Source organism: Mesorhizobium terrae, assembly GCF_008727715.1.
In the GTDB taxonomy this organism is placed as follows: Bacteria; Pseudomonadota; Alphaproteobacteria; order Rhizobiales; family Rhizobiaceae; genus Mesorhizobium; species Mesorhizobium terrae.
In genome coordinates this window covers 5,568,558-5,582,322 of record NZ_CP044218.1, presented here as the reverse complement: position 1 = coordinate 5,582,322, position 13,765 = coordinate 5,568,558, and the positions used below count along the sequence as shown (strand labels likewise).

At 52.8% G+C, this 13,765-nt stretch carries 13 protein-coding genes; 9 read left to right on the top strand and 4 right to left on the bottom strand.

Annotated features, from left to right (window positions below; translation table 11 throughout):
- Positions 1-79 precede the first annotated feature (79 nt).
- The 9 genes from FZF13_RS28005 (at position 80) to FZF13_RS27965 (ending at position 9,595) form a co-directional block, all read left to right on the top strand.
- Positions 80-1,111: a polysaccharide biosynthesis protein gene (locus tag FZF13_RS28005; RefSeq protein WP_024925202.1), complete on the top strand. Its 1,032-nt coding sequence runs from the start codon at positions 80-82 to the stop codon at positions 1,109-1,111.
- Entirely contained in the window at positions 1,112-2,218 is a 1,107-nt protein-coding gene (gene wbjC / locus FZF13_RS28000) for a UDP-2-acetamido-2,6-beta-L-arabino-hexul-4-ose reductase (protein WP_024925203.1), read from the top strand.
- Between the two features lie 5 nt (positions 2,219-2,223).
- Positions 2,224-3,357 carry a non-hydrolyzing UDP-N-acetylglucosamine 2-epimerase gene (wecB, locus tag FZF13_RS27995; protein ID WP_024925204.1) on the top strand — a complete coding sequence of 378 codons (1,134 nt, stop codon included), beginning with the start codon at positions 2,224-2,226 and terminating at the stop codon, positions 3,355-3,357.
- A 94-nt stretch (positions 3,358-3,451) separates the two neighbouring features.
- Positions 3,452-4,711: a glycosyltransferase family 4 protein gene (locus FZF13_RS27990; RefSeq protein ID WP_051504853.1), complete on the top strand. Its 1,260-nt coding sequence runs from the start codon at positions 3,452-3,454 to the stop codon at positions 4,709-4,711.
- A 17-nt stretch (positions 4,712-4,728) separates the two neighbouring features.
- Positions 4,729-5,661 (top strand): UDP-glucose 4-epimerase family protein, encoded by a 933-nt coding sequence (locus FZF13_RS27985; RefSeq protein WP_024925206.1) that lies wholly within the window; start codon positions 4,729-4,731, stop codon positions 5,659-5,661.
- Between the two features lie 2 nt (positions 5,662-5,663).
- The gene (locus tag FZF13_RS27980) at positions 5,664-6,365 is read left to right on the top strand and encodes an acylneuraminate cytidylyltransferase family protein (protein ID WP_024925207.1); all 702 of its coding nucleotides are present in this window, start codon (positions 5,664-5,666) and stop codon (positions 6,363-6,365) included.
- Positions 6,362-7,501, top strand: coding sequence for a UDP-N-acetylglucosamine 2-epimerase (neuC, locus tag FZF13_RS27975; RefSeq protein WP_036254894.1), 1,140 nt, complete (start codon positions 6,362-6,364; stop codon positions 7,499-7,501). The genes FZF13_RS27980 and neuC overlap by 4 nt, the downstream gene beginning before the upstream one ends.
- Before the next feature lies 1 nt (position 7,502).
- The gene (locus tag FZF13_RS29620; RefSeq protein ID WP_081766932.1) at positions 7,503-8,114 is read left to right on the top strand and encodes a NeuD/PglB/VioB family sugar acetyltransferase; all 612 of its coding nucleotides are present in this window, start codon (positions 7,503-7,505) and stop codon (positions 8,112-8,114) included.
- 11 nt (positions 8,115-8,125) lie between these two features.
- On the top strand, positions 8,126-9,595 hold the full coding sequence (locus FZF13_RS27965; RefSeq protein ID WP_036254910.1) for an aminotransferase class I/II-fold pyridoxal phosphate-dependent enzyme: 1,470 nt from the start codon (positions 8,126-8,128) through the stop codon (positions 9,593-9,595).
- Between the two features lie 40 nt (positions 9,596-9,635).
- On the opposite strand, the gene hisH is transcribed toward FZF13_RS27965, so the two are convergent.
- The 4 genes from hisH to FZF13_RS27945 are packed head-to-tail and all read right to left on the bottom strand — an operon-like array spanning position 9,636 to position 13,510.
- On the bottom strand, positions 9,636-10,286 hold the full coding sequence (gene hisH / locus FZF13_RS27960; RefSeq protein WP_024925211.1) for an imidazole glycerol phosphate synthase subunit HisH: 651 nt from the start codon (positions 10,284-10,286) through the stop codon (positions 9,636-9,638).
- Positions 10,283-11,047: an imidazole glycerol phosphate synthase subunit HisF gene (gene hisF / locus FZF13_RS27955; RefSeq protein ID WP_244431225.1), complete on the bottom strand. Its 765-nt coding sequence runs from the start codon at positions 11,045-11,047 to the stop codon at positions 10,283-10,285. The genes hisH and hisF overlap by 4 nt, the downstream gene beginning before the upstream one ends.
- 56 nt (positions 11,048-11,103) lie before the next feature.
- Positions 11,104-12,426: an N-acetyl sugar amidotransferase gene (locus FZF13_RS27950; RefSeq protein ID WP_036254893.1), complete on the bottom strand. Its 1,323-nt coding sequence runs from the start codon at positions 12,424-12,426 to the stop codon at positions 11,104-11,106.
- A gap of 52 nt (positions 12,427-12,478) precedes the next feature.
- Complete coding sequence (locus tag FZF13_RS27945; RefSeq protein WP_024925214.1) at positions 12,479-13,510, bottom strand: N-acetylneuraminate synthase family protein; 1,032 nt, start codon at positions 13,508-13,510, stop codon at positions 12,479-12,481.
- Positions 13,511-13,765 lie beyond the last annotated feature (255 nt).

Sequence of the window (13,765 nt, the reverse complement as noted above, 5' to 3'; positions counted from 1 at the left end):
GAAGTGGTAGCCATCTGGGAGTTTGTGATGTAGAAGCGCGCCGCCGCCCACCACAGAAGAGTTTCGACCCTTGAGTGCTTTGTCAGACAAATGCCTGCTGATTACGGGAGGAACCGGATCGTTCGGCAACGCAGTCCTTCACCGCTATCTGGCGTCTTCGGTTGCGGAGATTCGGATTTTTAGCAGAGATGAGAAGAAACAAGACGATCTTCGTAAGGCGTTCAGCAGCAAGAAACTAAAGTTCTATATTGGCGACGTGCGCGATTACGGAAGTATCCTTACAGCTACCCGCGGTGTGGATTATATTTTCCACGCTGCTGCGCTGAAGCAGGTTCCGTCTTGTGAATTTCATCCGCTGGAGGCCGTTAAGACAAACGTTCTCGGTACAGAGAACGTGCTGGAGGCGGCTATAGCAAACAAGGTAAGGAAAGTCGTCTGCCTTTCCACGGACAAAGCCGTCTATCCGATCAATGCCATGGGGATTTCGAAAGCCCTGATGGAAAAGGTTATGGTGGCTAAATCCAGAAACCTTGACTCTCGCGAGACGATCGTTTGCGGTACCCGTTACGGCAATGTGATGGCCTCACGTGGCTCGGTCATTCCGCTGTTCGCCGACCAGATTGGCTCGAGCAAGCCTATCACGATCACCGATCCGGGGATGACCCGTTTTATGATGACGCTGGCCGATGCCGTTGACCTCGTGGCTTATGCCTTCGATCGGGGAGGCAACGGTGACATCTTCGTCCAAAAAGCCCCCGCAGCTACGATAGGTACGCTTGCGACGGCCCTTTGCGAGCTCTTAGGTCAGCGAGAATATCCGGTCGAAGTAATTGGCACCAGGCATGGTGAAAAGCTATTCGAGACATTGCTGAGCCGCGAGGAGTTGGCGGGTGCTGAAGATCTGGGAGATTACTACAGAATCCCACCAGATTTGCGCGACTTGAATTATTCAAAGTATGTTGAAATGGGAGAAGAGCAAATCTCTCGATCAGAAGAATACAACTCCCATAATACGCGACGCCTTGATGTGCCCAACATGAAGGAATTGCTGATGAAGCTTGACTTCATACGCGAGTTAATGGCTGGGAACCGGCCTCGTCCGGAGGAATAATTGAAAAAAATCGCAGTCACGGGGTGTCGCGGCTTTATTGGTCAAAATTTGGTGCGGCGTCTCGAAGAATTAGGCTTCGAGATAGGGCGCATTTCCCACGATGATGATGACGTCTCGGTACGTGCAGCTCTAGCCGGCTCGTGTGCTGTGTTTCATCTGGCGGGTGTTAATCGACCAACCGATGAGGTCGAGTTTCAATCCGGCAATGTCGGCATGACTCAAAGGCTGATTGGTCTTCTTCGGGAAGACCAAATGCGCCTGCCGGTCATCTATGCTTCTTCAATTCAGGCTGAGCGCAACAATTCTTATGGCAGAAGCAAGCGCCAGGCGGAAGAATTGGTGGCTGCGTTCGGTCGAGAGCAGATGACGGCGGTCCACATCTTTCGATTGCCTAACGTCTTTGGGAAGTGGGCTAAGCCGAACTACAATTCGGTTGTTGCCACATTTTGCTACAACCTTGCTCGAGATTTGCCCATCGTTGTCAACGACCCCGAAGCGCCCTTGAGGCTGGTCTACATAGATGACGTAGTGGATGCATTCATTGCTTTATTGGATGATGCCGAGAGTGCCGTCCGCGACGGTGTGGTCAAACCGGAATATGTGACAACAGTAGGTTACGTCGCGGCTCTTATTCAAAGCTTCCGCGACAGCCGCCGTACCTTGTTAACCGATGCAGTGGGATCTGGGTTAATACGTGCGCTCCATGCGACGTACTTGAGTTATTTACCTCCTGCCGAATTCAGCTACACGCTGAAGAGTAATACCGATCCACGCGGAGCTTTCGTGGAGGTTCTGCGCACGGTCAATTGCGGGCAATTTTCTTATTTTACCGCTCACCCAGGAGTGACACGAGGCGGGCACTACCATCACACCAAGACCGAGAAATTTCTTGTTGTGCAGGGCAAGGCTCGATTCGGGTTTCGTCATATTTTGACCGGCGAGAGGTTCGAGGTGTTTGCGTCCGGTAGTGAGCCGATGGTGGTGGAGACGGTGCCTGGCTGGGTGCATGATGTAACGAATATCGGCGACCAAATGATGATTGTTCTGTTGTGGGCCAACGAGCTGTTCGATCAGAGCCGGCCTGATACCATCGCAGCGAAGGTATAGTTGTTATGTCTAAGATGAAGGTCGTGACGGTTGTCGGCACGAGACCGGAAATCATTCGTCTTTCCCGCGTTTTGGCTAAACTCGACGAATACTGTGATCATCATTTGGTCCACACCGGGCAAAATCATGACTACGAGCTGAACGAGATTTTCTTCGAAGATTTGGGCGTAAGGCGCCCAGACGCATTTCTCGGTGCAGCAGGTGCGAATGCTGCTGAAACGATTGGCAACGTGATCATCGGCTTTGATCGGTATTTGGCAAGTCATCACCCAGACGCCTTGCTGGTTCTAGGTGATACGAATAGCTGCCTTGCTGCAATTCCAGCGAAGCGACGAAAGATCCCAATTTTTCACATGGAGGCTGGTAATCGTTGTTTCGATAGCCGTGTTCCCGAAGAAATCAATCGACGTATCGTCGATCATACAGCCGACATCAACCTGACCTATTCGGATATTGCGCGCGAGTATTTGCTAAGAGAGGGGCTTCCACCTGATCGTATTATTAAGACTGGTAGCCCAATGCTGGAAGTGCTCTCATATTATAGAAAAAACATACAGAACTCAAGTATTTGCGAACGGCTTTCTTTGACGCCCGGGAAGTATTTCGTCGTCAGCGCACACCGCGAGGAGAATATAGATACTGAAAATAATTTCAGTAAGTTAGTCGATATGTTGAATGCAGTGGCGGTTCGTTTTGATGAGCCGCTTATCGTGTCGACACATCCGCGTACTCAAAAACGCATTGATGCTGTGAATGCTCGCTTCCACAAAAACGTTTGCCTGATGAAGCCTCTGGGTTTCTTCGACTATGTGCGGCTGCAGCAAGACGCAAGAGCGGTGCTGTCTGACAGCGGAACGATTACCGAGGAGTCGTCCATTCTGAACTTCCCAGCCCTCAACATTCGAGAGGCGCACGAACGGCCGGAAGGGATGGAGGAAGGTTCGGTTATGATGTCCGGTTTGGGCAAAGAACGGGTATTGCAATGCCTTGACATTCTTGGAACGCAATCGCGTGGGGAGAGGCGTGACCTTAGGCTTGTTTCGGATTATTCGGTGACCAACGTTTCTGACAAAGTGGTGCGTATCATCCACAGTTACCGTGACTACGTTCGTCGTGTGGTCTGGCGCGAAAACAGCTAATTCAGAACTTAACGAATGGTTGAAAAGACGCTCGAGGTGTCATGGGGATGCCCAAAAATGGCAGAGGCGCCCTACTGGCTCCCTGAGGTGCGGTATGCCTAAAAGTGACAATCCGCCTTCTAATCGCTCCTTGCGCATTCTCGTTGTCAGTCAATATTTCTGGCCTGAGAATTTTCGTATCAACGATCTTGTTGATGCGCTAGCGGTCCGTGGTCATGAGATTACCATACTGACGGGGAGCCCCAACTATCCCGACGGCGTCGTCTTCAGTGATTTTGCCGCTACGCCGGCGAAATACTCCAGCTATAAGGGTGTACCCGTCTTTCGGGTTCCGATGGCTGCCAGGGGAAGTGGCGCATTCCGTCTGGTGTTAAACTACATAACCTTTGCTGTTTCTGCGGCGATAATCGGTCCGTTGAAATTGAGAGGCCGCAGTTTCGATGCTATCTTCGTATTCGAGCCATCACCAATAACAGTTGGATTTCCAGCGATTGTCCTGCGAAGGTTTAAGCGCACGCCGGTCGCCTTGTGGGTTCTGGATCTTTGGCCAGAATCGTTGTCTGCAGTTGGCGCTGTGCGTACCCCCACTGTTCTTCGGTTGGTGGGACGCCTCGTTTCATTTATTTATCGACGTTGTGACTTGATATTAGCGCAGTCTCGCCGCTTTATTCCAGAGATTCAGCGGCGGTGTGGGTCCGTTCCAGTAGTTTACTTCCCCAATTGGGCTGAAGATACATTTGCAGCGACCGATGCGATTCCTGCGCCTGAGATTCCAGCCGCGGCTAACACATTCGATATTGTGTTTGCTGGCAATATAGGAGAGGCGCAGGATTTCCCTGCCATATTGGATGCTGCAGACCTTCTGAGGGATGAGCCTGTTCGTTGGCTTATTGTGGGAGATGGCAGGAAACTCGAATGGGTGCGTCGTGAAATCGCAGTCCGTGGCCTCGGCGATAAGGTGTTGTTGATCGGAAGGTTCCCTGTTGAGCGTATGCCCGAGTTTTTTGCCGCAGCAGATGCGCTTTTGGTATCTTTACGCAGTGAGCCGATCTTTGCTCTGACAATACCCGCAAAACTCCAAGCCTACCTAGCGGCCGGCATACCGATATTGGCGATGATCGATGGCGAAGGCGCTGACGTAGTGCGCGATGCGCAGGCAGGCTTAGCTTGCGCGGCCGGTGATAGTGCTGGCCTCGCAGAGGCCGTCAAGGCTATGGTCGCATTACCCGAGGCCGAAAGGTTCTCCATGGGGCAAAGAGGGCAAGAGTTTGCAAGACGGGAGTTCAGTCGCGATATGCTGATCGAGGCACTCGAGCACTGGCTCGGTGCCTTGAGTGAAAAAGTTACAAGGTAGGTACAAGGGGCCAATGGATGATCGTCGTGACTGGCGCTTCCGGTTTCGTGGGTAATGCACTCTGCCAGGAGTTGTCTCAACGCAATATCGATTTCCGACCTGTGAGCCGCAGCGGAAAAAGCTCTACGTCTGTCGGAGACATCGACGGCACCACCGATTGGCGACGCGTCCTACAAGAGGCCGATGCGATCGTTCATCTGGCTGCTCGTGTACATGTGATGAAAGACGATGCGGTCGATCCATTGGCAGCTTTCCGCGAGGTCAATGTCGATGGAACCGTGAACCTCGCCAAGCAAGCTGCGATGGCGGGGGTCAAGCGGTTCATTTACATGAGTTCCATAAAGGTAAATGGGGAGGGGACTGAACCTGGGCGACCATTCACGACCGAGAGCCCTCCCTCACCGAGGGATCCATATGGTATCTCAAAATGCGAAGCTGAAAACCTCCTCTTTGCTGTGGGCGCACAGCACGGGATGGAAGTGGTCGCCATTCGCCCGCCTTTGGTCTATGGACCAGGCGTTAAGGCAAATTTCCGCGCAATGATGACGTTGGTCCAGCGGGAGGTTCCATTGCCGTTGGCTTTGGTCGACAACCGTCGCAGTCTTACCTACGTGGAGAACTTAGTTGATCTCATCATCTGCTGTCTCACCCACGATCAAGCTGGAGGGAAAGTCTTCCTAGGTGGCGACGGAACTACGTTATCCACACCGCAATTAATGCAGAGTCTCGCTCGAGCCATGGGGCTGAATGCTCGCCTTTTTCCTGTGCCTGTTTCTCTTCTGAAATCCGCTGCGGCGCTGTTTGGTAAACGGGATATGGCGCAGCGATTGCTTGGCTCGCTGGAAGTGGATATCACCGCGACAAAACAACATCTGAATTGGGTTCCTCCAATCTCACTCGATGAAGCCATGAAGCGAACCACCGCCGCCTTCCTGGAACACAGGCTGTAATCTTGAAAACCCTCGCAATCATTCCCGCGCGCGGCGGCTCTAAACGATTGCCCGGTAAGAACATCAAATCGTTCGCAGGTGTGCCACTTATTGTGTGGTCGGTTCGGTTTTCGCAGTCGATTAAGTGGTTCGATCGCATCGTTGTTTCCACTGATGATCCGGAGATCGCGTCAGTTGTGGTCTCGCATGGTCTCGATGTGCCGTTTCTTCGGTCAGCAGAGTTGGCTACAGATACCGCCACGACAGTGGATGTTGTGTTTGATGTTCTGCAGCGCGAGCGTGCCGAAGGGCGATCTTACGACTTTGTAGCGTTACTACAGCCGACTTCACCGGTTCGGCGAGCAGAACGCTGGGAAGCGGCGAGGATGCTGTTGAATAACGACGATTGCCAAGCCGTTATCGGTGTGGCTCATGCTCGAAATCATCCCTCTCACCTGTTCGATTGGCAGTCTCCCCCCTCTCTGGTGCCATTCACTGACAACCAGGAGCGGTTGCTTCGCAGCCAGGATCTGAGTCCAGTCGTCTACATTGCTGGCAATCTTTATCTGGCACGTACGAGTGTGCTGGAAAGTGGTCGGACATTTTTCCCTGATAAGACTTTTGGGGTGCTATGCGATGGTCCGTGTGAGTCAATCGACATTGACACGGAGGACGATTGGATCATGGCGGAAGCCCTGGCGCAAAGATATGGTGAACAACCATGAGGGCGGTGCGCAAGGTTTGCTATGTTACTGGTACTAGGGCTGACTTTGGCCTTATGAAATTAACACTTGAACGTATTCATGGAAGCAGCGCACTTGATCTCAGCCTCCTTGTTACGGGCATGCATCTCTCGACGCGATACGGATTGACAGTAAGGGAGATTGTGGCGTCCGGATTGCCCATCGGCGCTCAGGTTGAGGTCGAAGACGATATACCTTCTGGTCCGCTAATGGCTCGGAACATCGGGCGGATGTTGGTGGGATTTGTCGATGCGCTGGAAGTCGAGCGACCTGACATCGTTCTCTTGCTTGGTGATCGGGGGGAAATGTTGGCTGCCGCTATCGCCGCGCTGCATCTGGGGATTCCCGTCGCGCATGTACATGGCGGCGAGCGTTCAGGGACCGTTGACGAGCCTGTGCGCCACGCTATTTCCAAACTGTCGCGTTTCCACCTGACAGCTACCGAAGAAAGTAGGCAACGGCTTGTGTCAATGGGAGAACCTGCTTCTCAAATATCGGTGGTCGGTGCCCCTGGACTGGATGGCTTGACAGAGATTGCTACGAAGTCGCGAGAGCAAATTTGTGCAGATTTCCATTTGGAGGCTGCCGGGAAGATCGCACTTCTCCTTTATCATCCGGTTGTTCAAGAAGCGGCGACGGGAGGGGCAGATATTGCCAGGATCATCGCAGCATTGCGTGCGTACCAGTTTCAAATCCTGGCTTTGATGCCAAATTCCGACGCAGGCAGTGATGAAATTCGGAAGGTGCTCGACGAAGCATCCAGGAGACACGAGATCAAGGCAATCACGCATCTTGCTCGATCGGATTTTGTCTCAACGATGAAAGAGGCCGACCTCATGATCGGCAATTCCAGCAGTGGCATTATTGAGGCGGCCAGCTTTGGAACGCCGGTGGTCAATATTGGATCTCGGCAAAATCTACGACAGCGAAACAGCAACGTGATTGATGTGAAGCCGACGGAAGATGCGTTAAATTCCGCACTTGAATTCGCTCTCAAGAAAAAGCGGTTCGCCAAGTCGAATGTTTACGGTGACGGCAGCGCGAGTATGCGAATTGTTAGTTTTCTTTCTTCTGTGCGACTGGACGCATTGAGCCTTGTCAAAGAAAATACGTACTGAGATGATAAATCTTGTGGGGGCTGGCGGTCACTCGTTAGTGGTTATAGATTCTTTGCTTGCTGGTGGCTGGAGTCTGGAACATATTTGCTTGTGGGATGAGGACGTCAGCAGGACGACCAGCAAGCGCCTCGATATCCAAGTTCGTCTTTTTGACCCATCTTTGCTTTCTGGGCAGCCGTATCACGTTTGTATTGGCAATTCTAAAGCACGTGCGAATTTGGTTGAGTGTCTGGACTCGAAGGGAGGATACACTCAGTCTATTTATCATCCGGCGACCTCTATTGCTGGCAGTGCAAAAATCGGTCCGGGGACTTTTCTAGCTTCTGGAGCCATAGTTGGGCCTCTGGCACATATCGGCCGAAGCGTCATCGTGAATCATGGCGCCGTCGTCGATCACGAGTGCACTGTGGGTGATTTCTCCCATATAGCTCCGGGCGCTACGCTCGGCGGCAATGTCCGTGTGGGGGAGGGCGTACTGGTTGGAGCTGGAGCGAGTGTTTTGCCTGGGATACGAATCTGCGATGGAGCGGTCGTTGGTGCGGGAGCGGTGGTCGTTGCTGATATCGCGCAACAAGGTGTCTATGCGGGGATACCTGCCAATCGGATTGGATAGGGGTTTTGGGCGTGGATATTTCGAAAATCGCCATTGGCAGAGATGCCACACTTCATGATGCGCTAGCCTTGCTCGACCGAACGGCGACGGGCGTTCTGCTTCTCTCATCGGCAGATGAGCGTTTTGAGCGAACGGTCACCGACGGAGATATCAGGCGCCTTTTGCTTGATGGAGCGAATCTGAACGACACGCTCTCTCTGCTTTCCGATCGTCAATCGGTCACCTTGCAATTAGGCTACACTCGTCGCGAAGCGTTGTTGTTGATGCAGGCCAATGTGGTGAACCATCTGCCTGTCGTTGATGACAACGGCAAAGTTGTTGAACTCGTCGAAAGATCAAAGATCGATCAGCCGGTCTTGTTATCGACCCCACATATGGGGGAGAGCGAGATCGAGTTTGTCACCGAAGCATTTCGGACAAATTGGATCGCGCCGCTAGGGCCAAATGTAGATGCTTTCGAAATCGAGCTGGCTGAAAAATTGGGGATCGCAAACGCCGTTGCTCTGAGTTCGGGTACTGCGGCGATCCATTTGGCCTTGCGCCTGTTAGATGTTGGGCCGGGGGACTATGTCTTTTGTTCGACGTTAACTTTTGCAGCCAGCGTTAATCCGATCGTTTACCAGGGTGCTGAGCCAGTCTTGATCGATTCCGAGCCAGAGAGCTGGAACATGTCGCCACAAGCGCTTGAACGCGCCTTGGAGGTGGGCAGAAGAGAAGGCAAACTTCCGAAAGCTGTTATTGTCGTTAGCCTGTACGGTCAAAGCGCCGATATGGATCCTATTGTTGAGCTGTGCGACCGGTTTGATGTTCCGATCATAGAGGATGCAGCAGAGTCCTTGGGCGCTACCTACAAAGGCAAGGCTTCGGGAAGCTTTGGTCGCATGGGTATATATTCCTTCAATGGTAACAAGATCATCACCACGTCGAGCGGGGGGATGTTGGTTACCGAAGAGAAGGCGTTTGCTGATAGGGCTCGCTTCCTCTCAACTCAGGCGCGAGATCCTGCGCCGCACTACCAGCATTCGACGATCGGCTACAATTATCGAATGAGCAATATTCTTGCGGGCGTCGGCCGTGGGCAGTTAAAGGTACTCGAGCAACGAGTGAGCGAACGCCGCAGGATATATGAAACGTATCGCAAAGAACTATCCGACATCGAGTGGATTGAATGGATGCCGGAGCCCGCTTGGAGCTATTCTACTCGCTGGTTGTCAGCTTGCACGCTTCAGCAGGGCGGGAGCAACCGATCAGCGTCGGCGCTTATTCAATATCTTGCAGGTGAATTGATCGAAGCGCGCCCCATCTGGAAGCCCATGCATCTGCAGCCTGTTTTCTCAGACTGTAGTTTTTTTGCGCATGGCAACCAGCCCATTTCAGACCGGTTGTTCGATACGGGGCTCTGTCTTCCGTCTGGGTCAAACATGTCTGAGCAGCAACTCGAACGGACGATAAACGCAATTCGTCGCTACGCGCATGCGTAGCGACATTTGTTCGAGAGGTGGCTTTCTGCGTTTTCCCGCATTATGATTTTAGGAAAGCTTTGAGGAGCGATTGACCTGCTGCAGCGCTGCGCTCCGGATGAAATTGAACCCCCACAACGTTGTCTCTCCGGATCGCTGCCGTTATCGCAACTCCATCGTAGTCTGTGTAGGCAATCCGCTGGGCTGGATCATTCGTTTGGCAATGGTACGAATGGACGAAGTAAACGGCGGCGCCAGTTGTCTCCATAGCAGATAGAGGCGCTGTTTCCCAGCCGCCGCCCGTATGGTGGTCGGTTTTCAACGTGGCCCAGCCGATATGTGGCACACGCAAGTGGCTACGATCAGGAGTCTGATCGGGTATACGCTCTACCTGCCCCTCTATGAATCCCAATCCTTGGTATGTGCCGAATTCCGTACTTTGGTCCATTAGTACTTGCATGCCGATGCAGATTCCAAGAAATGGCCTGCCGGTCTCGACAAAAGCCCTTAAGGTCTCGTCAAGACCTCGTTGGCGCAAGGCTTCCATGGCGCGCGCAAAGGCGCCCACGCCTGGTAGGATTACACGGTCAGCATGACGAATCTGGGATAAATCTCCTGTTAGCTCAGCGCTTCCACCAACTTGCCGGATGGCATTGCACACTGAGAATACATTGCCGATCCCATAGTCGACGACGACGGTTTTGCCGCTCATGCCGCCACCATAGTCTGTGTAGAACGCACCGGGACGCCGGCTGCAACACAACTTTCCTTCAAGTCTTGTATCGACAATTGATTCATATGAAGCGTCTTGGCGACAGCAACGGCGCTCACGTCGGGATTCTGGAGTACATTGATAACGTGTCCAACGGTCCCGACTCCCCCTGACGCTATCACTGGAATGTCGACTTCCCGTGCAACAGTTGCGATCAGATTTTCATCCATTCCGCGACCAGTTCCATCCTGGTCGATCGAGGTAATCAACAACTCGCCAGCGCCAAGCCTCTGGCCCTCAACAGCCCATTTGACGACATCCCGTCCACTGCGATTGCGACCGTTGTCCGTCATCGCCTCCCAGCCGCCTGCCGGCTGTCGTTTCGCCTCGATCGAGAGAACCGTAGCCTGCGACCCGTAGGTGTCGGATATTGCCCGCAGGATATCCGGATCGATTGTGGCGGCCGTGTTTATTGCCACTTTGTCTGCACCCACCGCAAGAAGATCGTGCACCGCTTTCAGATTGCGTATGCCCCCTCCAACGGTAATAGGAATGAACACTTCCGAGGCGACATTGCGCACGATACTCGAAAGATTGTTGCGATCATAAAGGCTTGCCACTACATCCATGTATAGCAACTCGTCCGCACCCTGTTCATAGTATTGTCTAGCGCGCTCTTTGGGGTCTCCCATCTTTCGCCATCCCTCTAGATGGACACCTTTTATGAGATGTTCCATCTTAACATCGAGGCGTGCAATCAATCGTCTATTCACCGGCAGGGCCCCTATGTGCGTTGCTGTTCGGCGACATGCACATCTTAGTTCTCCTGAAACACGGTGCGCCGAAGGCTCCACTCACCGCCCTCGTATTGCCACAGGTGAGGCGGGCGGAATCTGTTCGCGAGCGTGTCGAAATAAGCCCGATCCATAACAGGTGCTTCAAACTGCTTAGCGGCCTCGGGGTACTGTTCTGGCGGAACACTGAGGTAATCAAATAGTTCGTTTGCGAAACGCTCTGGGAATTCTCCATCATATCGCTTCACCAGCGCCACTCCTTCTTCGCGCTCGATGTCGCCCGATCGAATTTCCTGAGCTGCGTCGTAGGAACTGCGACCAATACCGAACTTAATAAAGGTCGTGTAATAGTGCAGGTCGTCGATCCGATCATCGATCGAGTTGTACTTGGAATACGTTCCAGGAGTACGTTCCGGAGATGCCTCGAAGCCGCCATGTTCGACAGCAAAATAGTAGGCTGCTTGCGGGTGCCACTTCAAATAGTAGCCAAGATAGTGAACTTCGATTCCCTTTTCTTCCAGAACCTTCGGGTCAGAGGGCATGTACGCCGCCAAGTCGGCTCTACGTACTCCGAATTTTTCGATCAAATCCGCTACCGAGACACCGCCAAGGTAAGTCTCGTCGTCGCTTGTGGCTGAAAAATAGTTGTAATCACGTTTAGCGGTTTCGTTGTCCGCGATCGGATTACCGTACTCGGCCTCGTTCTCTCCGTAAAAGATCAACGGGATGCCCATTTTTGCCGCAAATGCTGGAGCAAAACCTTTTTGACCGATGATGAATGGTTGAAAAGGATGAAATAGGTTCTCGACTGCAAGTCGTGTCATTAGCCGCTTTACGCGACCGTTTGGCGTCAAAAGAAAATTGTCGAAGCCGGAATGGATCCAATGGTTGAAGTTACGCTGTCCCCATTCAGTGTAAACATGCGGTGCCCAAGTGCATGTCAACGGGTTCATGCCGAATTCGTATTTCAGCATCCATGATTGGTAGAAGCTATCCTTGCCGCCTGAGCCTGGGACCAAGCAGTCATATGAGCCGTTGCGCGAACGATATTTGTCGCACAAGACAACCAATTCTGCGCGTCGACGCTCCCAATCAACGACCGCATGTTTGCGTTCGGCGTTCCGACAGGCATCGCATACGCCTTCGTCGTCGAAAGCAATGACTGATTTCTTGCTCTCGGCAGTATGCTTGTACTCCACAGCGGAATTCGGCCTCTGGTTGGATATCACGCATTTTTTGCAGAAAACAACCGAACGTGGCAGGCCGTATTTGGTTGGCGGCGAAGCGAGCGTCGGGGAATAGAGAGAGTAGTCAACTATTTCGGTGCGGGGATCGGCATAGATCATCGGCCGGCCTTCTATCTCGTATTTTCCTAGTTTGCGTCTTATGAGGACGCGCTTACTCGAAGTGGGAGTAGTCCAGGGGGTCGCCTGGTGCAACCGCTTTTGAAAGGCGTCGGCCAACCAGCGATTTGTAGTACTCTGGTGAAAGGCCGGTGGCCGGTCTGAGGATGGCAATATCCGACAAACTTAACACCTCACCCGCCGGCATGGCGCGCGCGGCCTTTAACCCGCGTCGCACAAGTCTGCGGGCTTCTTCTTCAATTGGACGAACCTGCTTGGTGCCGTCGCCTAGAAGGGTTTCTGTATTGGCAATTGCTTGCATCATGTCGGATAGTTCGTAGGGCTCGATTGAGGCGGAATGATCCGGCCCTGGCATCGCTCGATCCAGCGTTATGTGTTTTTCAATTACGATTGCGCCCATGGCAACGGCGATCGGCGGTACCAGTATTCCGGCTGTGTGATCGGAATAGCCAACAGGTACTCCAAGTTCCCTAGCCATGGTTGCCATCGCTCGCAGGTTCACATCTTTGAACGGGGAAGGGTATGCACTCGTGCAATGAAGGACGACCAGAGGAGGCAGTCCAGCGGGGTCTTTAGGGAGATCCGCAGGGGTGCCTGCAGTCACAACTTCTACCGCACGCTGAACTTCAGCAAGATTTGCCATGCCCGTGGACAAAATAATTGGAAGTCCACGTCTCGCGCAATCCTCAAGATAAGGCTCGTTGTTGACTTCGCCGGAGGGGATTTTGATTCGGCGAATGCCGATGTCGCACAGCATGTCGAGCGATGCAGTGTCGAAGGCAGTTGACATAAATTCGATGCCTAAATCTCTACAGCGAGCGGCAACTGCCTTGTGATCGGCTTCGCTAAGTTCCAGATCCTTCAGCATCGCATGCTGATCCTGCGCGCCCGAGACTTGCTGATAAGCGACGGTTGCTGTGTTCTTTGCCGTAATAGAATCGGCCTTGAACGTTTGAAATTTTGCGGCATGTGCGCCGGCGTTGGCGGCCTTTTCGACTAGCTCCAGTGCCAGTGCCAGCTTTCCATTGTGATTTACGCCGATTTCGGCAATTACGAATGTCTTCATGTTTGAATTTATCTCATTACCAAGTCGGCTGCAGATTATCGACACTTGCCGGCACCATTGAGCAGCCAGGGGAAGAGCGCCTGTGTTAGTCAACTTTCGTTGAAAATAGCAAGCATTCGCGACAGAGGGAGGGCTATTTGCAGCTATCTCTCATTCTCGCTAAGCTACAACTCCAACCCTACCTTGGTCTCCCGTTGCTGCCAATTGAGAATGCGAGCGCTGCTTACAATTGCAGTTGGGCGTATGCGTCGCGTC